The organism is Pedobacter foliorum, assembly GCF_013266735.1.
Lineage (GTDB): Bacteria > Bacteroidota > Bacteroidia > Sphingobacteriales > Sphingobacteriaceae > Pedobacter > Pedobacter foliorum.
This window is the reverse complement of the sequence record NZ_JABSNU010000008.1, coordinates 54,475-74,860: the sequence shown is the minus strand read 5'-3', so window position 1 is coordinate 74,860 and position 20,386 is coordinate 54,475. Positions and strand designations below refer to the sequence as shown.

Here is a 20,386-nt window from a genome sequence, read left to right as displayed (position 1 = left end):
GGAGGAGGGTAATCCTGCACAGTAAAACTCACCAACAACGCTCACATCAAAGTGTAAACAGAAGCCAAAACCAAGCGCTATAACTCAACCCATTTCGCTTCAAAATACCGCGCATTTCTCCAGTATTTTACAGCAACACATTTACCATTTCCGTATACATCATCAAATTTTAACGAAGAATTTTTGTTGCATTTTAAGCGTAATTAGTGTACCTTAACAGCAGATTCCGACAACCTGAAATAAATTAGCTCCAGAAATCAAAAACCAATCATTTCAGCGCTAATAATTCACAAAAATCAGAATTACATCACTTTAAACACATAAATATATTTATTTAAAAATCAGTAAATTAAATACTTTTAAATAAATTAAAAAATCACCAATATCAACTGATAAAAACTTACAAATACTAATTATTTTAGCAAACATGATAAATGACGCAAAATAAAGATATTAAACAACTGATATTCAAATTAATAATTACAGTAACATTAAGCATCATTTCACATAGTGCTTTTGCTCAGATTTTCGGAGGAGACCAAAACCCACTTAGTGTAAAATGGAGACAAATAAATACCTCGGGGTTTAAGATCATCTTTCCGAGCGAACTTGAAAAAGAAGCCCAAAGAATGGCCAATACGCTCGGCTACATTTATCCCCATGTTGGCGGCAGTCTGGGAAGGCAAAAAACCACCATCCCACTGATCCTTCAAAACCGCGGAGTGATCGCAAATGGCTTCGTTCAACTCGCCCCAAAAAAGTCTGAATTTTACACCACCCCACCGCAGCAATTCGACAGTCAGGATTGGCTAAATAACCTGGCCGTTCATGAGCTCCGACACGTTGCTCAATACGACAAATTAACCGGCGGAAAAGCCTACCCTTTTCCTGAGTATGTTTACTTCGCCTGGTTTGGAGTTAGCATCCCACTTTGGTTTTTCGAAGGCGATGCAGTCACCATCGAAACGGCACTTACAAATGCCGGTCGCGGCAGGCAACCTTCATGGGTTATGCCTTACCGAGCCAGCCTACTCGAAGGCAAGAAATTCTCTTACAGCAAAGCGAGCTTCGGATCAGAAAAAGACATCACCCCCGGATACTACCAACTTGGGTACCTGATGGCTTCGAACATCAGAAAGGAATTTGGAAAAAACATTTTCGACAGTCTACTCACCGACATTCGCAAAAGACCAGTCAGACTTTACCCCTTTTCCAACAGCTTAAAAAAGTTCACCAAAATGGGAACCAAAAAATGGTACAACCATACCACCGAAATTCTGAAGAAAGAATGGACCAGTCAAAGCGAAAAATCACCAACCGAAAACTACCCTGCTCTAAACAGCGAATCCAAATTTGCAACCAACTACTTCCTTCCTGTAAAAATTAAAGACGGCAGAATTCTGACCCTCAAACAAAGCAAAGCTGAGACGGCACATTTCGCAATCATCGACAGCGCGAAAAACGAAACCAAACTGTTAAGCATCGGCTACCAGGAACAACCGTGGTTCAGCTACGCCAACGGAGTTATTGTTTGGGACGAGATTCGTTACGACCCAAGATATCGCCAGCGCAGCTACAGTGTCATCTGTAGTTACAACCTAAAAACCGGGAAGCAGAAAAAACTAACCACAAGAAGCCGGATCTTCTCCCCTTCCATTTCTGCTGATGGAAAAAAGATAGTGGCGGTAAAAATTGACCTTAGCAACAAATGCAACCTGATAGAGCTTGACGCAGAAACCGGCGCCACCCTAACCACCATCCCAAATCCCGAAAACCTAATTCTTCAAACTCCCTCTTACAATCCTACCGCAAACCTCATCACCTACATCAGCGTAAGCGAAAAAGGAAAAGCCTTATGGGTAACCGACAAAGAAGAAAAAACAGAACAGCTGATAAAGGAAACGCAACAGCAGATAAGCAGGCCGATTTACATTAATCGAGGAATAGCTTTTAACGCGCACTACAACGGAATCGATAACATTTACAGTATAGATACCGTTTCAAAAAAGATAAGCGCTCTGAGCGCCTCTAAATACGGCGCCTTTAATCCAACTCAGGCCGACAGCACAGCCGCCATCGTTTTCAACAACTACGAACTAACCGGCTACCAAATTTCGGAAATGCCATTATCGCCAAAGCCCATTGGCCGAAACAATTTCGTTTATTTTGACGGCGCTGTCCAAAAACAAGAAAACACCGGCAGCGTTTTCAACAACATTCCCGACAGCACCTACATTTCCAAACCATACCGAGCACTAGCAAACCTGTTCAACGTGCACAGCGTAATTCCGGTAATAGAAAACGAGTACCGCGGAGGACTGCAACTAAATTCAGACAATTTACTCAGCACGTTCAGCTTTTTCACTGGCGTGGATTATTACCGTGATCTTAAAAAATTCGAATACAATGCGGGCTTTACCCTAAAAAGTTTTTACCCGATCATACAAGCCACTTATCGGAACCGCCCCAGAAGAACCTTCTACAACGCAAAATCAGGCGTTCTGCAGGGAGACTGGAGAGAAAACAATGTCCAACTCCAGGCTTCCGTTCCAATTAGCTTAAACGCGCTAAATGACACTTACAGTTTTTCATTCAACGCACTTACCAGTTACACCCAAAGATACCAACCGGAAAATCTGCCAAGTACTTTTATCAACAAACTGATTTTCCCGATGGAATACAGTTTCACTTTTAATCACGGTACTGCGCAAGCTCCGAGAGACATTGCACCAAAATGGGCTCAAATTTTTAGGATTTCTTACATGAACCAACCCTTTGATGATCACCTTAATGGTATGCTGTTTGCTTTCGAAGGATTTCTATATTTCCCCGGTTTGCTAAAAAATCATTCGTTCCTGGTAAACTTCAATTACCAAAACACATCAGGCATCAGAAAATACGACCAGGAAATAAACACGGTTTACGGCTACAGCAACATCCAGGCAAGAAGCATCCTCAGAAACACGCTACTTTTCAACTACCGCTTTCCTATCGTTTTTCCGGACGCAGAGATTGGCCCCCTGGCCTACATCAGAAACCTGAGGGCAGGATTGTTTTGTCATTACGAGAATATTGGGAGTGACACAAATTTAGCCGAACCTAAAACTTTTGGTTTCGAATTGCGTAGTAGTATGAACCTACTGCGTTATCAACCGGTTTTTGACGTGGGTGCAAGATGTGTTTTTGTAAACAAAGTATATAACCAAAATCCTATATTAGAATTAATTTTAAACTATAGCTTTTAAGTCATGAAGACCAAAACCATTTTTATCATCGCATTCACAGCCATCATTACCATTTTTTTAATGATCAATACAGACGCCGTAGAATTTAACTTCATTTTTGTAAAGAAAGATATTTCTAAACTGTTGGTAGTGGGTGTATGTACTTTTGTGGGATTTGTACTTGGCTACTGGGCCGGCAGACCGAAAACTACCGTGAGCACTTATGACAGGGTTGATACACCGATAAAATCGGGAGATCATAAAAACACGCTGAGCGATGAGGATCGCGATTACATCAGCTAAGAAATAAAATCGTCATCCTGAATTCGTCATGTCGGTGATGCACACACATCGCCCACCCGTCATCCTGAATTTATTTCACTGTTGTCCGGTTAAAATCTAAACACACCATTAAATCATTTAAATTAAGCTAAAAACAGTGTTTTTTTTGTCTTTTGAAAAAGCAAGCCCTCTGTTTTTCCCATTTTTAAAATTCCTATTTAAATCCGGCTGTCCGGAGAAAATTAGATTATAATTCGTGTTTTAGCATTCTTAACTCTTTATAGCTGCAATATTCAGGAAAATAATATTTCAGAAGCCAAATATTGCAGCCATTTGTAAGTCGGCTGTCCGGTTAAAATTTATTATAAAACTTTCTCCGGACAACAGTGAATTTATTTCAGGACCTCTCAAGAGAAATGTAGCCTAGCAATTGAGGGATGCTGAAATAAATTACCAATGACAAAGAGGTTATTCTGCTCGTTGTATATAGCGGTCGTCATGCCGCTGAAGAGCGGTATCTCGCACCAGCGAGGCTTCCTTTCTCTTGCGGGGTCCTGACCTCGAAGAAGCTGCGAAGCAAAATAAATTCAGGATGACGACTGAGTATACAAAATTGTCATTACTACTTTTTTGTATTTTTTCTAATGCTAGGCTCTCAGCATGACGTGAATTACGGGTATAACGTAAATCCCGGCATGACGATCGTTTTAAAAAACTTCTTACAGACCACTGAAGATCACTGACAATAATTTTTCTTATTGATGAATTTCGTAAGTGAAATTAAGCGTAGCAGAACGCTCTAAAATATTCGATACCGAGCAATACTTTTCGAAAGTTAAAGCCAATGCTCTCTCAACTTTCTGAACATTTAACGCCCCATAAAGATCAAAGTGAATATTGATCACATCAAATATTGGCGGCATCTCCTGATCCTTACGAGTAGCCTTAATCTTTATTTTAACGTCATCAAGTGGTTCTTTTTGCTTAGTTAACACATTTACAACATCAATTCCGCTGCAGCCACCCAAACCTACCAATAGCATCTCCATTGGTCTAAAACCTTTGCCTTCGCCACCAATTTCCGGCTTAGCATCCAACTCCACTGTTTGACCACTTGGGTTCTGAGCTTCAAAATTAAACTTATTGTTCTTACGTATCAGGTTGATTTCCATTTGTAAATATCTTTTTAACTTTTAAATTTTATCTTTTTAAACGCAACAATACCGTCGCATCAATCGCATAGCTAAATGTTATAAAACACTTTGTTGTTCTTTTCCAATTCAGGTAATCGAACCTCATTTTCAAATATTGCAAAAACTGACGAACCACTACCACTCATGGCAGCAAATATTGCTCCCTCATGATAAAGCAAATCTTTAACCGCTGCAATTTCAGGATATTTTAGAAACACAGTGCTTTCAAAATCATTATTTAAGTTTGATTTCCAATCTTTCAAGGGTAAACGAATCAGCTCCTTTAGCGACACGCCAGAGTTATGAGGCATAATTCCGCTGTAAGCATCTGCAGTCGAAACATGAACAGGCGGCTTAACCAGCACGACCCTATAATCCGAAAGATCAACCTCTACATCACTAAACTCATCCCCTTTCCCCTCAGCAAAAACAGGCTTATTGCTGATAAAAAACGCACAGTCAGCACCTAATTGCCTTGCATAGTCTTCCATTTGAGGAACACTTAGCTCCAATTCAAATTTATCATTCAGCAATTTGATAAGAAATGCAGCATCAGATGAGCCACCTCCCAAACCAGCACCAACCGGAATATTTTTAAGTAATGTGATTTTTTGCGAAGGCAAATCAAAGTCCTTTTTCAGTAGCTCAAATGCTTTTAGGCAAATATTGTCCTCTGCACTGCCTGGTATATCGATTCCTTTTATCTCACAAGTCGTTTCCTCAGCGTCTGTAATTTCTATAACATCATTTATTTTTATCGGATAAAATACTGTTTCGAGGTTATGATACCCATCAGGTCGTTTTTCAGTTACATACAGACCAAGGTTGATCTTGGCATTGGCAAATGCAAGCATTGATTTTGCGTTTATTGTTAAGCTGGCAAACTTACAAAAATCAAAAACATAGTGCATCAGTAATAAGTTCAAAATACTCAGTATTGGGTATTTTATTCCGTCGCGTTTCCGCATAGCTTTACACAATAGCGAACTCATGAAAACACTTTTAAAATTCTCAATAGTTTCACCTTTACTCTTACTGTTTGTTTTAAGTGGTTGTAAAAAAACAAACCACAAAGGAGCTGCTCAAGAACAAAAAACAGAAAGTAAAGTAGTCTTAAAAGCCATAATAAGAGACAATGGCAAAACCGAATACCAATACAATGAGTTTGGCAAGGTTAAGAGAATTAACCGTTTTAATAACAAAACAGGACTTACAGAATACCTCATTTATGACTACAATGACAATCAACCCACGCAGATCCGCAGGTTTGGCCAAAATTATGAGTCTAATGAAATGACGCTTAAAAACACCTACAAGGTCTTCTACAGAAACAATAGAATTATAAGAATTGAACATTACAATGAAAACAAGGAAGACATTACCAGTCATTTATTCTTCAGATATCAAGACAGCATAGCCGCAAAGGGCCCACTAGTAGCGTGTGAGGTTAATTCCTCTGGAACTTATAAGAGTGGCACTATTTATAGCTTTTCATATGATGAGAGGGGAAATATTATCAAAGAATCGGCAGGCACTACCGCAACAACATTTGAATCAACATTCCAATATGATAATTCAGTGAATCCCCTATTTGGCATCGATGGCTTCGAAAGACTATTACATTACGAATACTCTTTCCAAGACGCATTTAATTTTATCGCTTTTTTATCACCCAACAATTGTATTTATTCTGATAGAGAACAAAATGTAAACCGTCAAAAAATTGCCCAAGCATCGTACGCCTACATTTACAATGAGAACAAGATGCCAATAAAACTTAAAACCACCGTGCGTACTTCGCAACTAGAATATGATTATGAACAGGAGGATCCTAATGCAAACCCATACCAAATGGCAACAAGAGAGGAAAACTACAATCAGCAGTTCGAGTACCAAACTATAACTGTAAAATTAAACCCTTAAAATCTATATCCAGATTTAATGTATTTTACTGACTCAAACACACAGACATTGGGAAACCAACCCGAACCGGAACTTTTCGGTTTTTACATTTCCCTGGCTTCCATTTAGGCATTGATCGGATATTTTTGAGCACCTTTTTATCTGTTGAGGTATAAGCTTCAAATTCCTTACCTGTAATCTTTTCTTCGAGAATAGCTCCATCAACATCAATAATCATCTCAAATTTAACTGAGCCTTGAATGGTTCCATCATCATTAATAAAATCCACGTTTCTAGTAGCATACCTCAAGAGTTCTCGCAAACCTCCAGGAGGTTCAGGCATCTGATCTACAAACTGATAAATATTTCTTTTTAATTTAGAATTATACTCTTTTGAGCAAGACATGTTTTCTGCTACAGGAGTATAACCAGGGCGAGCACAACCTAGCAAGTAAAATACAATTGCAAATAGGAACATTATTTTCATCCATTTCTAATTACGAGCAAAAAACAGCTTCCAATTTCCCACCTGATTAATGCTAAAACTTAAAATTAATGTTTCTACGCAAAACTTTAGTACAAATCAAAAAACACATTAAAAAAACCACCACAAATAACTGTAATTCAACACCTTAATTTCATAAAGTATAAAATTCTACATATATTTAAAATCTTACAAAAAGGATCGGGTAGTCAGTCCACGTTCAGTCCACAGTCAGTCCACGTTGAGTCCACGTTTTTCTAGAGAAAAGGTGGACTGACAGTGGATCCAGTCTGGGATGATGGTAGACTGACTGTCGCGTCCTTTGAGAACTGAATTATTAACAATTAAATTAAAATTACAATGGCAAAATTTGACGGAAAACAAATCGTAGGTCTCATAGGAGGTCTCGTATTTAAAAAAGGAAGAAACAATACAACTATTGTTCAACCCAAACCAGCTTCGATGGCACAAACCACGGCTACAAAAGGCGCAGCCAATCTATTTGGTATTGCAAGCACATTATCCAAAACGATTCGTTATGGCATGACAGAAATTACCGACCAATTTTACGATGGAGGTATGGTTAATCGCTTAACAAACCAGAACAGATCCATTTTAGCACACTGCTATGATAAGGATACGCGAAAATTCGTTTTTAATGAAACCAGCTTTAGTAGACTAGCAGGATTTGAATTTAACTTCAAATCACCTGTCACCAATAGCTTATGGGTGCAACCACAAACCACATTATCAGGAAACGATTTAACAGTATATGTACCAGCTTTTGAAATTCCGGTTCAATTAAAGTTCCCGAATCTGGCAAACACATGTACAATCAACATTAGCGTTAATTTGTATGTACTCGATCAATCATTAAAAAGGGTGCTCCCATTACAAAGTATTGAAATAGGCAAAAACCAAACTCATGTACCAGCTCAGGAATTTAAATTTGAAGTTCCGGATGGCTGCCTCTGTGTTGCAGGTATAAACCTCCAATATTTTTACCTTTACAATGGTATTAAAACGGTTCTTAACAAGAAAGATTTTAACCCTGCAGCTATTTGTGGCGCTATACTTAGCCCCGGAATTTTTGTACCACCTGTACAAACAGATCCATACAGGGCGGTAGCAAAATGGCGTATTATGGATGGTTTAGAGATACCTTATTAAAGATTCTATTTAATATGTACTTTTGCATCAAATAGCCTTTTATAATTAATCAGATGAAACAATATTTAGATTTGATGCAGCACGTGCTTGATCATGGCACACAAAAACATGATCGTACCGGAACTGGCACCATCAGCGTATTTGGGTATCAGATGAGGTTTAATTTGCAGGAAGGCTTCCCTATGGTTACCACAAAAAAACTGCATTTAAAGTCGATCATCCATGAGTTGATCTGGTTTTTAAGCGGCGATACCAACATTAAATATTTAAAAGATAATGGGGTAAAAATATGGGACGAATGGGCTGATGCAGATGGCAATTTAGGCCCTGTATATGGCTCGCAATGGCGCTCATGGCCTAAGCCTGATGGTGGACATATTGATCAAATAGAACAGATCGTTAACACGATTAAAAATAACCCGGATTCGAGACGCATTATTGTTTCGGCATGGAACGTGGCAGACGTGGAGCATATGGCGCTTCCACCCTGCCACGCTTTTTTTCAATTCTATGTGGCAGATGGCAAATTGAGCTGTCAGCTTTACCAACGCAGTGCCGATATATTTTTAGGTGTACCGTTTAACATTGCCTCGTACGCCTTGCTTACCATGATGGTGGCTCAGGTATGTGGTTTGGAATATGGCGATTTTATTCATACACTTGGCGACGCTCATTTATACAACAATCATATTGAGCAGGCCAAACTGCAATTAAACAGAGACCCTAAAAAACTGCCTGTAATGGAAATCAATCCCGATGTTAAAAATATCCTCGATTTTAAATTTGAAGACTTTACATTGAAGGATTATGACGCTCACCCTCATATTAAAGGAGCAGTAGCGGTATGATCGTTTCAATTGTAGTAGCAATTGCTCAGAATAATGCCATCGGTAAAAACAATCAGCTATTATGGCATTTACCGGCCGATTTAAAGCACTTTAAGCAAATAACCAGCGGGCACACCATTATTATGGGGCGTAAAACCTATGATTCTATTGGCAGGCCGTTGCCAAACCGCCGCAACATCGTTATTACCAGAAATACTGATCTGGCCATTGAGGGCGTTGAGGTGGTAACAAGTGTAGACGAAGCTTTGGCGCTTTGTGATCAGAACGAAGAAGTGTTTATTGTGGGTGGGGCTCAGATTTATAAAGATGCACTGGCTAAAACTGATCGCATTCATCTTACCACAGTTCACGAAACTTACGATGCGGACACTTTCTTTCCGGAGATCGATAAAGCGGACTGGAAAGTGATAAATTCAGAAGATTACCTGCCAGACGAAAAAAATGCCGTAGCTTACACTTTTTCGACACTTGAACGGTATTAAACAATCTTAAAAGCAAATAGTTGGAGGCCTATAATAAAAACTTTCATAACGTGGCCTATTATTTAAAAAAATAATTAGATTTGCCGACTTGTTAAAAAAATATATAGCATATAGACTAATAATTACAAACAAATGCAGGGTAAAGGTTTTATAAAATTTATGGCGATACTTTTAGGTATCGTCTGTGTGTATTCTCTCTCATTCAACTTTGTTACTTCTAAAGTTGAAAAAGACGCAAAAGCTTATGCTAAAGGAGACCTGGATAAGGAAAAAGCTTATTTAGATTCGATGGCAACAGTACCGGTATATCCTCTTTTTGGATTTAATTACCAGTTCTGTAAAGAAAAAGAAATCAACCTTGGTTTAGACTTAAAAGGTGGTATGAACGTAACGATGGAAATCTCGTTATCAGAATTAGTTAAATCTTTAGCTAATAATACTGATGATGCTAATTTCAACAAAGCGTTAGTAAATGCTCAAACTCAGTTGAACGCTGGTGGAAAAGATTTCATTAACTTATTTGTTAACGAATTCGAAAAACTTTCTCCAGGTGTAAAGTTAGCTGACTTCTTTTCTAATCAAGACAACTCTAAACTTCTTAAACCTGATGCCAGCAATTCGGAAGTAAAAAGCTTTTTATCAAAAGAAGCTACTAGTGCTATTGACCGTTCATTCGTTATTATCAGAAGCCGTATTGATGGTTTTGGTGTAGTGAGCCCGAACATGCAGAAACAAGAAGGTACTAACCGTATCCTTATTGAGATGCCAGGTGTTCAGGACAAAGAAAGGGTTCATAAATTATTACAAGGTTCGGCAGAATTACAATTCTGGCAAGTTTATAACAACGAAGAGGTTTATCCAGTTTTGGAAAACATCAACAAAACTCTTGCTTCAACTTTAAAAGTTGCTGATACTGCTACAACTGCAAAAGCTTCAACAGATACTACTGCTGCAAAAACAGGAAGTAAATTAGCTGGTTTATCAAAAAGTAAAGACACTAAAGATTCTGCAGGTGTTAAAAATGCTGCCGCAGCAAAATCTAACCCATTATTCTCGGTTTTAAACATCCCTACTTACCAAGGTCAAAACGGACAGCCTTCATTGCGTCCGGGACCAGTTGTTGGTTGGGTTGCTCAAAAAGATACAGCTAAAGTAAACGCTTACTTTAAAAGACCTGAAATTGCTTCTATCATTCCTCATAGCTACAAATTCATGTGGAGTGTTAAACCGATGGACATTGCTCAATCTGGTGGTGCTAAAATCTTTGAATTGTATGCAATCAAATCTTTATCATCTGATGGTAAACCAGATTTAGGTGGTGATGCAATCAGTGATGCTCGTCATGATTACGATCAAAAAGGTCGTCCTGAGGTAACCATGTACATGACTGGTGAAGGTGCTGCAAAATGGAAAAAAATTACAGCTGAAGCTTCTGCTGATCCAAATAACAAAAAATCTATTGCTATTGTATTAGATAACACTGTTTACTCTGCTCCTACTGTACAGAACGAAATTCCTAACGGTATTTCTTCTATCACTGGTAGCTTTACAGTTAATGATACTCAGGATTTAGCAAACATATTAAAAGCAGGTAAACTTCCAGCTCCGGCTAGAATTGTTGGTGAATTCGTTGTTGGTCCTTCACTTGGTGAGGCGGCTATCCACAATGGTTTATTATCATTCGTGCTTGCGTTTATCGTAATCTTGGTGTTCATGGCTTTATATTACAATAAAGCTGGATGGGTTGCTAACCTTGCATTGGTAATCAACTTATTCTTCATCATGGGTATCTTGGTATCACTGGGTGCGGTATTAACATTGCCTGGTATTGCCGGTATCGTATTGGTAATCGGTTTATCAGTGGATGCAAACATTCTAATTTTTGAGCGTGTTAGAGAGGAGCTTACTTTAGGTAAACCAACTCCGGTAGCGATCAAAGAAGGTTTCAAACATGCAATGTCATCTATCATTGACTCTAACGTTACAGTATTTGTATTAGGTGCTATCCTTTACATCTTCGGTAGTGGTCCGGTTCAAGGTTTCGCAACTACATTGTGTATCGGTATCTTATCGTCTCTATTCTGTGCGGTATTGATCTCTCGTTTAGTTTTCGAATACCTATTAGATAAAAAATCTAACATTACATTTGGTAACAAACACACTATCCACGCATTTAAAAATATTGCTTTCAACTTTGTTGGTCATAGAAAACTTTATTACTCTATTTCTACTGCAATCATTGTTTTAGGTTTTATTTTCTACTTCAAAAATGGCGGATTAAACCTTGGTATCGACTTCAAAGGTGGTAGAACTTATATCGTTCACTTCGATAAAGGAATGCATACTGAAGATGTTAAAGCTAGTCTAAATGCATCTTTCCCTGAGTCGGAAACTATCGTTAAAACAGCTGGTGCTGATAATGAATTAAAAATCACTACTACTTACCACATCACTGATCAAGATCAAGGTGCTGATAAATTAGTTGAGAAAGCTTTACACGAAGGTTTAGCAAAAACAGGTGTTAAATACACTATTGAAAGTAATGAAAAGGTAGGTCCTATTATTGCGAGCGATATTGTTTACGGCGCTTACGGAGCAATCTTGTTCTCTTGTTTAGTGATGTTCTTCTATATTGTAGTAAGGTTTAAGAAACTAAACTATGGTTTAGGTGCGGTTATCGCATTGTTCCATGATGTGCTTCTTGTACTTTCATTCTACACAATTTTAGATGGTGTATTGCCATTCTCTTTAGAAATTGGTCAGGATTTCATTGCAGCGATCTTAACGGTAATGGGTTATACCATGACTGAAACAGTTGTTGTGTTTGACCGTATCCGTGAGAAACTTGCTGAAAGTGGTAAAGAAGATTTACATGGTGAGGAACGTAATAAACTAATCAACTTTGCATTGAACAGTACTTTAAGTCGTACTATTTTGACTTCATTAACTGTATTCTTTGTATTGTTGGTAATCTTTATCTTCGGTGGAGCTAGTATCCGCGGATTCATCTTCGCCTTATTGATTGGTCGTATCATCGGTACATATTCATCATTATGTATCTCTACACCTATCGTAATCGATCTTGGTAAAAACAAATAAGTATATTACTTACAAATGATAATTAAAGGCATCCTTTTTGGATGCCTTTTTGTTTGTTATGTATATTTACCAAAATTGATTTTTATGGAGCAACGTTTTCCTAAAGGCAACAAACCCAGAATTATAATTGTAGGCGGCGGCTTTGGCGGCATCGAACTGGCAAAAAAACTGCGAAATCAAGATGTAGAAGTAATTATGCTCGATAAACATAATTACCATACTTTTCAACCATTACTATATCAGGTTGCTACCGGAGGCTTAGAGGCTGACTCTATTGCTTTTCCACTAAGAAGAATCTTTAAAGGTCAAAAAAACTTAACATTTAGGGTTACCGAAGTTAAAAAGGTTTTGCCTCTTGAAAATGTTGTTGAAACGACTATCGGCACTTTCGAATACGACCATCTGGTAATTTCTACAGGCTCTACCAGTAACTTTTTTGGACAGACAGAGATTGAGAAAAATGCCATGCCCATGAAATCAATTCCCGAAGCTTTAAACCTTAGGAGTTTGATATTGCAAAATCTGGAACTGGCACAGATTACAACCGATGAACTTGCTGAAGCAGAATTACTGAATTTTGTAGTGGTTGGTGGTGGCCCTACCGGTGTAGAAACCTCTGGAGCTATTGCCGAGCTTAAAAAGCATGTACTAAAAAATGATTATCCTGAATTAGACCTCAGTAAAGTAAATATTTATTTGATTGAAGGCTCTCCGGAATTATTAGGAGCTATGTCAGTTCAGGCTCAGCAGAAATCAGAAGCATTTTTAAAGGAGCTTGGTGTAACGGTTATGACCAATGCACGCGTCCAATCTTACAACGGTAGGCAATTAACACTTGTTGACGGTCGCATTATCCCCTCTTCTACTGTAATTTGGTCGGCCGGGGTAAAAGGAGTTGTGATTGAAGGCTTAAACCCTCAGAGTGTAGTGCGTGGTAATCGTGTAAAAGTTAACGAGATCAACAGAATTGATGGTCATGAGAATATTTACGCCATTGGAGACGTAGCTGCCATGATTACTGAGGAGCTTCCTAATGGTCATCCTGGTGTTGCGCCGGCTGCAATACAACAAGGCAAACAGCTTGCTGAGAATCTAATTAACATTATAAATAACAAACCTACAGAGCCTTTTAAATACTTTGATAAAGGTGCAATGGCAACTGTTGGAAGAAACAGAGCCGTTGTAGATATACATAAAGTAAGATTTCAGGGTGTATTTGCCTGGTTTACCTGGATGTTTGTTCACTTAATGACACTAGTTGGTTTTAGAAACAAGCTAGTAGTATTTGTGAACTGGGTATGGAGCTATTTCAGTTACGACAGAGGGACAAGGCTAATTATTCGTCCATTTTTAAGAGGAAATCCAGAACTTTTACTGGAAACCACCAAACTTGCTAATGATGAGACTACCAAACTTGTTAAAGATGAGCCAAAAGTCAATTAAGCTGATAGAATGCCCCCGTGATGCCATGCAGGGTATTCATGATTTTATAGATACTGATATTAAAGCGGCATATATTAATTTGTTGTTGCAGGTTGGGTTTGATACAATTGACTTCGGCAGTTTTGTATCTCCAAAAGCGATTCCGCAATTGCGTGATACACGCGAAGTATTAGCTAAACTTGATTTAAGTGCTACACGCTCCAAACTTTTGGCAATTGTAGCTAATTTACGAGGTGTTGAGGAAGCTGTTGTGCACGAGGAGATAACTTATCTGGGCTTTCCCTTTTCTATTTCTGAGACGTTTCAACAAAGAAATACCAACTCCAGCATTGCACAATCAATGGATACGGTTAAACAGATGCTAGATCTATGTGATAAACATGGCAAAACTGCAGTAGTTTATTTGTCGATGGGCTTTGGAAATCCTTATGGAGACGAATGGAATGTTGAAATAGTTGAAAAGTGGGCGGATGAATTGGTGACTAATGGTGTAAAGATTCTTTCTTTATCGGACACTACGGGTGTTTCTTCTCCTGAGAAAATACATGAGATTTTACCTTCTTTGGTTAAAAGGTTTGAAAACACAGAGATAGGTTTGCATTTGCATAGTACGCCCAATACGCGTTTCGAGAAAATCGAAGCTGCTTATGAAAGTGGATGCCGTAGATTTGACAGTGCGTTAAAAGGATTTGGAGGTTGCCCTATGGCAACTGATGACTTAACTGGTAATCTGGCCACTGAAGATCTTATTGCTTTCTTAGAAAGCAGGAATGAGGCGTTAAACTTGAACATGGCTAAGTGGCAGGAAGCTATTGTGTTTTCGCAAAAGGTTTTCCAACTTTAAATCAACGTTCATTATCAACTATCGTCATCCTGAATTTATTTCAGGACCTCGCACTTGCTAAACCACTTTACTACATAAATACTGTTCTCTTGAGGGGTCCTGATACCGGCCTTCGCCGGTATGACGATTCAGGATAACGATTGCCCTATTTTGATTACTGTACTAAGCGTGATGGTGCTTTTTAACCATTTTAAAATGCTGTATACCGGCTTCTTCAAACTGCTCGCCTTCTGCAATAAACCCAAACCTTGAATACAACCTCATCGCATCCAGTTGTGCATTTAAATAGACATAATCTGCATCAGAAGGTAAATCAGACAAGGCTGCTGCTACCAGGGCCTGTCCTATTCGCTTTCCTCTGAACTTTTTCAAAACAGCAAATCGTTCTAATTTGTATCCATTGTCTGTTTTACGCCAACGACACGCGCCACAAGGCTCGTTATTTAGCAATGCAAGAAAATGTTTAGAAACATCTTCATTTTCCCATTCTAGTTCCGGAGGACAATTCTGCTCTTCAACAAAAACGGTTTTTCTAATTGCAAATACTTTATCCAAATCTTGCGGATTGTTTACCTTAATTACCTGAAGTGCGTCCATAACCTTTATTTATTTTACGTTTAAAATGCAACAAAAAAAGCGCCACAAGTATAATTCCTGTGGCGCTTTGTAACTTTTAACCCAAGGATTACAATTTATCGCTTGCGTCTTTACAGTTTAAATCTTCAAATGCTTGAGTTAAACGTTTAACAAAGGCTTCTTCACCTTTACGTAACCAAACACGAGGATCATAATATTTCTTATTCGGTTTATCTTCGCCATCAGGGTTTCCGATTTGTGCTTGAAGATAAGCTTCATTAGCTTTATAATAATCTAAAATACCTTCCCACATAGCCCATTGCATATCTGTATCGATATTCATTTTGATAGCTCCGTAAGAAATAGCTTCTCTGATTTCTTCTTGAGAAGAACCAGAACCACCATGGAATACAAAGTTGATAGGTTTCTCAGCAGAAATATTGAATTTCTCTTTGATGAAATCCTGAGAGTTTTTAAGAATTACCGGTTGTAATTTAACGTTACCTGGTTTGTAAACACCGTGAACGTTACCAAACGCAGCTGCAACAGTGAATTTATCACTTACTTTGCTTAATTCTTCGTAAGCATAAGCTACTTCAGAAGGCTGAGTATATAATTTAGAACTATCTACATCGCTGTTGTCAACGCCATCTTCTTCACCACCTGTAACACCAAGCTCGATTTCAATGGTCATACCTAATTTAGCCATACGCGCTAAATATTTAGCAGAGATTTCCATGTTCTCTTCGATAGACTCTTCAGATAAGTCTAACATGTGCGAAGAAAACAATGGTTTTCCAGTTTCTGCAAAGAATTTCTCACCATGATCTAACAATCCGTCGATCCATGGTAATAATTTTTTAGCAGCGTGGTCAGTGTGTAATATTACAGCAACACCATAATGTTCAGCTAATAAATGAACGTGTTTTGCTGCAGATACTGCACCTAATACGCAAGCATTTAAGTTATCATTATTTAATGTTTTACCTGCGTAGAATTGTGCTCCACCGTTAGAAAGTTGAATGATAACAGGTGAATTAACTGCTTTGGCAGTTTCCATTACTGCATTAATGGTATTTGTACCGGTAACATTTACTGCTGGCAAAGCAAATTGATGTTTTTTAGCCTGTTCAAACAATTCCTGAACGGCATCTCCGTAAATTACGCCCTTGTAGCCTTTTAAACTCATTTTTTATAATTTTATATCTGCCGAAGTTAGGAAAAATATCACTTTAGGCAAACCAATACGGCGATTATTTTCAATTAAAGCGTATTGTTTAGCCTTGGTAATGAAGCTATCATGTGTTATTTTATATTTTTCTGAAGATTTACAGACTCATAATCGTTTAACTAAAGTATCCTTAAACTCTTCTAATTTTTTTTTGTTTCTTTGTACTCGCATTTTTCAAGAAATAACATGGCTTGGTTTAAGAGAGAAAAAAAAGGTATTAGTACGCTTACTGAAGAAAAAAAAGAAGCGCCAGACGGTTTATGGAACAAGTGTCCAAATTGTAAAAAAGCTTTACATACTGCCGATCAGGTTGAGAATAAATATGTTTGCCAATATTGTGATTATCATTTAAGAATAGGATCTAAAGAATATTTTCAGGTATTATTTGACGATGATAAGTTTACGGAGCTTTTCCCTAATCTAACATCAGGAGATCCATTGAACTTTACGGACAGCAAGCCTTACACCGACAGATTGGTGGAAAGCATGAAGAAAACCGGCTTAAAAGACGCAATTAGAGCTGCTCATGGCAAGATAGAAGGTGAAGACCTTGTGATTGCATGTATGGACTTCAATTTCATCGGCGGATCTATGGGTTCAGTAGTAGGTGAAAAAATTGCCCGATCTATTGATTACTCAATGAAACATAAAATTCCGTTCTTAATGATCTCTAAGTCTGGTGGTGCCCGGATGATGGAAGCTGCATTTTCATTAATGCAAATGGCTAAAACTTCGGCTAAATTGGCATTGTTAAGTCAGGCTAAAATTCCTTACATATCTTTACTTACAGACCCTACAACTGGTGGTGTAACTGCATCTTATGCTATGCTTGGTGATATTAACATCGCAGAGCCTGGTGCTTTGATTGGTTTTGCTGGCCCAAGGGTTATTAAAGAAACTATAAAGAAAGATCTTCCTAAAGGTTTCCAAACTGCAGAATTCGTTTTAGAACATGGTTTCCTTGATTTTATTGTAGATCGCAGAATGATGAAAGCAAAACTTGCTGCTTTCCTTAAAATGATGAAACACTAGTTGGTAATTGTTAGTGTAATTACTGGCTGTTAGTATAATCTTATATAAAAAGACCTCTGTTGTGTTACAACAGGGGTCTTTTTTTTGGCTCTATGTTAGCGCCCCGTCATCCTGAATTTATTTCAGGACCTCGCACTAGCATGGCTTTCTTTCTCTTGAGGGGTCCTGAAATAAATTCAGGATGACGTGATGCTAACATATATGACGCTAATAAAAGTAACGCTAATAAAAAGGGGGTAAACACTAATAAGTATTTACCCCCTTTTACCCGAATCTATCTCAATTACTTATTTGTATCTGTTGATAACGAATAAGGGAAATCCGACTCACTAGTGCCTCTTTCTTTATTCGGAGCTTCAACCATGTTAAAATCTAAAGTTGCACCTTGCAATAAAGTAGAGTGGCTTAACCAGTTTTTAGAGTATGGTTTGCCATTGTATTTTAAGTCTTGTACGTATTTGTTATCTGCACTGTTTTTTGGTGCATTGATAGTAATCGTTTTACCGTTATCTAACGTAAGCGTAACCTTTTTAAACAATGGAGCTCCAATAACATACTGATCTACTGCTGGAGTTACAGGATAAAATCCTAAAGCAGAGAATACATACCACGCCGAAGTTTGTCCGTTATCTTCATCTCCACAATATCCATCAGGAGTAGCTTTATACATTCTATCCATAGTTTCACGTACCCAATACTGAGTTTTCCATGGTGCACCTGCATAGTTGTATAAATAAATCATGTGCTGAATTGGCTGATTACCATGAGCATACTGACCCATATTGGCAATTTGCATTTCACGAATCTCGTGAATAACACCACCATAATAGCTATCATCAAATACCGGAGGAAGTGTAAACACTGAGTCCAGTTTCTGAACAAATTTATCTTTACCACCCATTAATTTAGATAACCCGTCAATATCCTGGAATACTGACCATGAATAGTGCCAGCTATTTCCTTCTGTAAATGCATCACCCCATTTGAATGGATTAAATGGAGACATGAATTTACCATCTTGATTTTTACCACGCATTAAACCTGTTGAAGGATCGAACAGATTTTTATAGTTCATACTGCGTTTTTTATAGATATCAATTTCAGAAGCTGGCTTACCCAAAGCTTTACCTAACTGATAAATCGCAAAATCATCATATGAATACTCCAATGTTCTTGCAGCATTCTCATTGATTTTCACATCATAAGGAACATAACCTAATTCATTGTAGTATTTAACACCACGACGACCAGTAGCTTGTGGACCTTCGTTGTTAGCACCATGTTTTACCGCATCCCACAATGTGTTGATGTCGTAACCACGCATACCTTTAATATAAGCATCAGCAACTACAGAAGCAGAGTTGTTTCCAATCATACAATCTGAATAACTAGGGCTAGACCACTCAGGTAACCATCCACCCTCTTTATAATCGTTTACTAAACCTTCCTGCATTTCTTTGTTAATTGCAGGATACACTAAGTTAAGGAAAGGATATAATGCTCTGAAGGTATCCCAGAAACCTGTACCTGCAAATCTATAGCCTGGCATAGTTTTACCTGTGTAAGGGCTATAGTGTACAACTTTATTGGATTTATCTACCTCGTACATTCTATGAGGGAAAAACAACGTACGGTACATGCTTGAGTAAAAAGTACGAACCTGATCGATAGTTCCACCTTCAACAGAGATTTTGCTTAGTGTTTTATTCCACACCGCTTTTCCTTTTTGTTTAGTTGTTTCGAAGCTATCGTTTGATAATTCTCTTGTTAAATTGATGTCTGCTTGCTCAAAGCTGATGAATGAAGAAGCAACTTTCATGTTTACTTGCTCTCCTTTTTCAGTTTTAAACCCTACGATAGCACCTGAATGATCACTCTGTAATTCAAGCGTATCCTTTGCAAGGCTGTTTCCTTTCCAGGCATTTGCCGATGTAAAAGGTTTATCAAAATAAATAACAAAGTAATTTTTAAAGCTTTCAAGCTTTCCGCTACTGTATCTGGTACTGTAACCAATTATTTTACGTTCGCCAGGAATAATTTTAATGTATGAACCTTTATCAAAAGCATCAACAACTACGTATGAATCGTTTGATTTTGGGAAAGTAAAACGAAACTGAGCAGCTCTTTCTGTAGGTGTAATCTCGGTGGTTACATCAGCATCAGCCAAATAAACGCTATAGTAGTAAGGCTTTGCAATTTCAGATTTGTGAGAGAACCAGCTAGCTCTTTCATCCTGATTGAATCTCATTTTACCTGTTACAGGCATTACTGAAAACTGACCATAGTCATTCATCCAAGGAGATGGCTGGTGTGTTTGTTTAAATCCTCTTATTTTATCAGCGTCGTAGGTATAAGCCCATCCATCGCCCATTTTACCGGTTTGTGGAGTCCAGAAGTTCATACCCCATGGCAATGCTATCGTAGGATAGGTATTTCCATTTGATAAGCTTGGTTTACTTGCAGTACCCATTAGCGGATTGATCCATTCTACCGGATCAGTTATTTTTCCTACGTTCTGCGCAAAAAGTGCAGATGATGCCAGGACTAATGAGGCGGTTAAAAATTGTTTAATCATG

Annotated in this window: 16 protein-coding genes; 10 read left to right on the top strand and 6 right to left on the bottom strand. The window is 38.1% G+C overall.

The features are described from left to right. Positions 1-434: 434 nt before the first annotated feature. Together HQN83_RS16400 and HQN83_RS16395 are read left to right on the top strand one after the other, a co-directional pair. Positions 435-3,245, top strand: coding sequence for a TolB family protein (locus HQN83_RS16400; protein WP_173091410.1), 2,811 nt, complete (start codon positions 435-437; stop codon positions 3,243-3,245). 3 nt (positions 3,246-3,248) lie between these two features. Then, positions 3,249-3,527, top strand: a complete 279-nt coding sequence (locus HQN83_RS16395) for a LapA family protein (protein WP_173091409.1) — start codon at positions 3,249-3,251, stop codon at positions 3,525-3,527. 734 nt (positions 3,528-4,261) lie between these two features. On the opposite strand, the gene HQN83_RS16390 is transcribed toward HQN83_RS16395, so the two are convergent. Together HQN83_RS16390 and ispE are read right to left on the bottom strand one after the other, a co-directional pair. After that, complete coding sequence (locus tag HQN83_RS16390; RefSeq protein ID WP_173091408.1) at positions 4,262-4,678, bottom strand: OsmC family protein; 417 nt, start codon at positions 4,676-4,678, stop codon at positions 4,262-4,264. A 71-nt stretch (positions 4,679-4,749) separates the two neighbouring features. Beyond that, positions 4,750-5,553 carry a 4-(cytidine 5'-diphospho)-2-C-methyl-D-erythritol kinase gene (ispE, locus tag HQN83_RS16385; protein WP_173091635.1) on the bottom strand — a complete coding sequence of 268 codons (804 nt, stop codon included), beginning with the start codon at positions 5,551-5,553 and terminating at the stop codon, positions 4,750-4,752. A 136-nt stretch (positions 5,554-5,689) separates the two neighbouring features. On the opposite strand from ispE, the gene HQN83_RS16380 reads away from it, so the two are divergent. Continuing rightward, the gene (locus HQN83_RS16380; protein WP_173091407.1) at positions 5,690-6,622 is read left to right on the top strand and encodes a hypothetical protein; all 933 of its coding nucleotides are present in this window, start codon (positions 5,690-5,692) and stop codon (positions 6,620-6,622) included. Positions 6,623-6,647: 25 nt separating this feature from the next. Here HQN83_RS16380 and HQN83_RS16375 read toward each other — a convergent pair whose 3' ends face one another. After that, positions 6,648-7,088 (bottom strand): energy transducer TonB, encoded by a 441-nt coding sequence (locus HQN83_RS16375; RefSeq protein WP_173091406.1) that lies wholly within the window; start codon positions 7,086-7,088, stop codon positions 6,648-6,650. A gap of 357 nt (positions 7,089-7,445) precedes the next feature. Here HQN83_RS16375 and HQN83_RS16370 point away from each other — a divergent pair, with 357 nt between their 5' ends. From HQN83_RS16370 to HQN83_RS16345, 6 genes are all read left to right on the top strand, one after another. Continuing rightward, positions 7,446-8,255: a hypothetical protein gene (locus HQN83_RS16370; protein ID WP_173091405.1), complete on the top strand. Its 810-nt coding sequence runs from the start codon at positions 7,446-7,448 to the stop codon at positions 8,253-8,255. Positions 8,256-8,308: 53 nt separating this feature from the next. Next, positions 8,309-9,103 (top strand): thymidylate synthase, encoded by a 795-nt coding sequence (locus HQN83_RS16365; RefSeq protein ID WP_173091404.1) that lies wholly within the window; start codon positions 8,309-8,311, stop codon positions 9,101-9,103. Then, positions 9,100-9,585 (top strand): dihydrofolate reductase, encoded by a 486-nt coding sequence (locus HQN83_RS16360; RefSeq protein ID WP_173091403.1) that lies wholly within the window; start codon positions 9,100-9,102, stop codon positions 9,583-9,585. Before HQN83_RS16365 ends, HQN83_RS16360 begins: the two co-directional genes overlap by 4 nt. Before the next feature lie 132 nt (positions 9,586-9,717). Continuing rightward, positions 9,718-12,684, top strand: coding sequence for a protein translocase subunit SecDF (secDF, locus tag HQN83_RS16355; protein ID WP_173091402.1), 2,967 nt, complete (start codon positions 9,718-9,720; stop codon positions 12,682-12,684). Positions 12,685-12,768: 84 nt separating this feature from the next. After that, complete coding sequence (locus tag HQN83_RS16350) at positions 12,769-14,127, top strand: NAD(P)/FAD-dependent oxidoreductase (protein ID WP_173091401.1); 1,359 nt, start codon at positions 12,769-12,771, stop codon at positions 14,125-14,127. Next, positions 14,108-14,971, top strand: coding sequence for a hydroxymethylglutaryl-CoA lyase (locus tag HQN83_RS16345; protein ID WP_173091400.1), 864 nt, complete (start codon positions 14,108-14,110; stop codon positions 14,969-14,971). Before HQN83_RS16350 ends, HQN83_RS16345 begins: the two co-directional genes overlap by 20 nt. Before the next feature lie 162 nt (positions 14,972-15,133). Here the strand turns inward: HQN83_RS16345 and HQN83_RS16340 are convergent, their stop codons facing one another. Both HQN83_RS16340 and fbaA read right to left on the bottom strand, forming a co-directional pair. Continuing rightward, positions 15,134-15,568 carry a GNAT family N-acetyltransferase gene (locus tag HQN83_RS16340; protein ID WP_173091399.1) on the bottom strand — a complete coding sequence of 145 codons (435 nt, stop codon included), beginning with the start codon at positions 15,566-15,568 and terminating at the stop codon, positions 15,134-15,136. 88 nt (positions 15,569-15,656) lie between these two features. Next, a complete protein-coding gene (gene fbaA / locus HQN83_RS16335) occupies positions 15,657-16,736 on the bottom strand; it encodes a class II fructose-bisphosphate aldolase (RefSeq protein WP_173091398.1) in 1,080 nt (359 codons plus the stop codon). 228 nt (positions 16,737-16,964) lie between these two features. Between fbaA and accD the strand changes: the two genes are divergently transcribed. Next, positions 16,965-17,810 carry an acetyl-CoA carboxylase, carboxyltransferase subunit beta gene (accD, locus tag HQN83_RS16330; protein WP_173091397.1) on the top strand — a complete coding sequence of 282 codons (846 nt, stop codon included), beginning with the start codon at positions 16,965-16,967 and terminating at the stop codon, positions 17,808-17,810. Between the two features lie 283 nt (positions 17,811-18,093). On the opposite strand, the gene HQN83_RS16325 is transcribed toward accD, so the two are convergent. Beyond that, positions 18,094-20,385: a GH92 family glycosyl hydrolase gene (locus HQN83_RS16325; protein WP_173091396.1), complete on the bottom strand. Its 2,292-nt coding sequence runs from the start codon at positions 20,383-20,385 to the stop codon at positions 18,094-18,096. Position 20,386: the final 1 nt, after the last annotated feature.

Coding starts and splice junctions, on each gene's coding strand:
- fbaA (WP_173091398.1), bottom strand. CDS start 16,736: ATGAGTTTAAAAGGCTACAAGGGCGTAATTTACGGAGATGCCGTTCAG.
- ispE (WP_173091635.1), bottom strand. CDS start 5,553: ATGCTTGCATTTGCCAATGCCAAGATCAACCTTGGTCTGTATGTAACT.
- HQN83_RS16340 (WP_173091399.1), bottom strand. CDS start 15,568: ATGGACGCACTTCAGGTAATTAAGGTAAACAATCCGCAAGATTTGGAT.
- HQN83_RS16365 (WP_173091404.1), top strand. CDS start 8,309: ATGAAACAATATTTAGATTTGATGCAGCACGTGCTTGATCATGGCACA.
- HQN83_RS16345 (WP_173091400.1), top strand. CDS start 14,108: ATGAGCCAAAAGTCAATTAAGCTGATAGAATGCCCCCGTGATGCCATG.
- HQN83_RS16325 (WP_173091396.1), bottom strand. CDS start 20,385: ATGATTAAACAATTTTTAACCGCCTCATTAGTCCTGGCATCATCTGCA.
- secDF (WP_173091402.1), top strand. CDS start 9,718: ATGCAGGGTAAAGGTTTTATAAAATTTATGGCGATACTTTTAGGTATC.
- HQN83_RS16390 (WP_173091408.1), bottom strand. CDS start 4,678: ATGGAAATCAACCTGATACGTAAGAACAATAAGTTTAATTTTGAAGCT.
- HQN83_RS16375 (WP_173091406.1), bottom strand. CDS start 7,088: ATGAAAATAATGTTCCTATTTGCAATTGTATTTTACTTGCTAGGTTGT.
- HQN83_RS16350 (WP_173091401.1), top strand. CDS start 12,769: ATGGAGCAACGTTTTCCTAAAGGCAACAAACCCAGAATTATAATTGTA.
- HQN83_RS16400 (WP_173091410.1), top strand. CDS start 435: ATGACGCAAAATAAAGATATTAAACAACTGATATTCAAATTAATAATT.
- HQN83_RS16395 (WP_173091409.1), top strand. CDS start 3,249: ATGAAGACCAAAACCATTTTTATCATCGCATTCACAGCCATCATTACC.
- HQN83_RS16360 (WP_173091403.1), top strand. CDS start 9,100: ATGATCGTTTCAATTGTAGTAGCAATTGCTCAGAATAATGCCATCGGT.
- HQN83_RS16370 (WP_173091405.1), top strand. CDS start 7,446: ATGGCAAAATTTGACGGAAAACAAATCGTAGGTCTCATAGGAGGTCTC.
- HQN83_RS16380 (WP_173091407.1), top strand. CDS start 5,690: ATGAAAACACTTTTAAAATTCTCAATAGTTTCACCTTTACTCTTACTG.
- accD (WP_173091397.1), top strand. CDS start 16,965: ATGGCTTGGTTTAAGAGAGAAAAAAAAGGTATTAGTACGCTTACTGAA.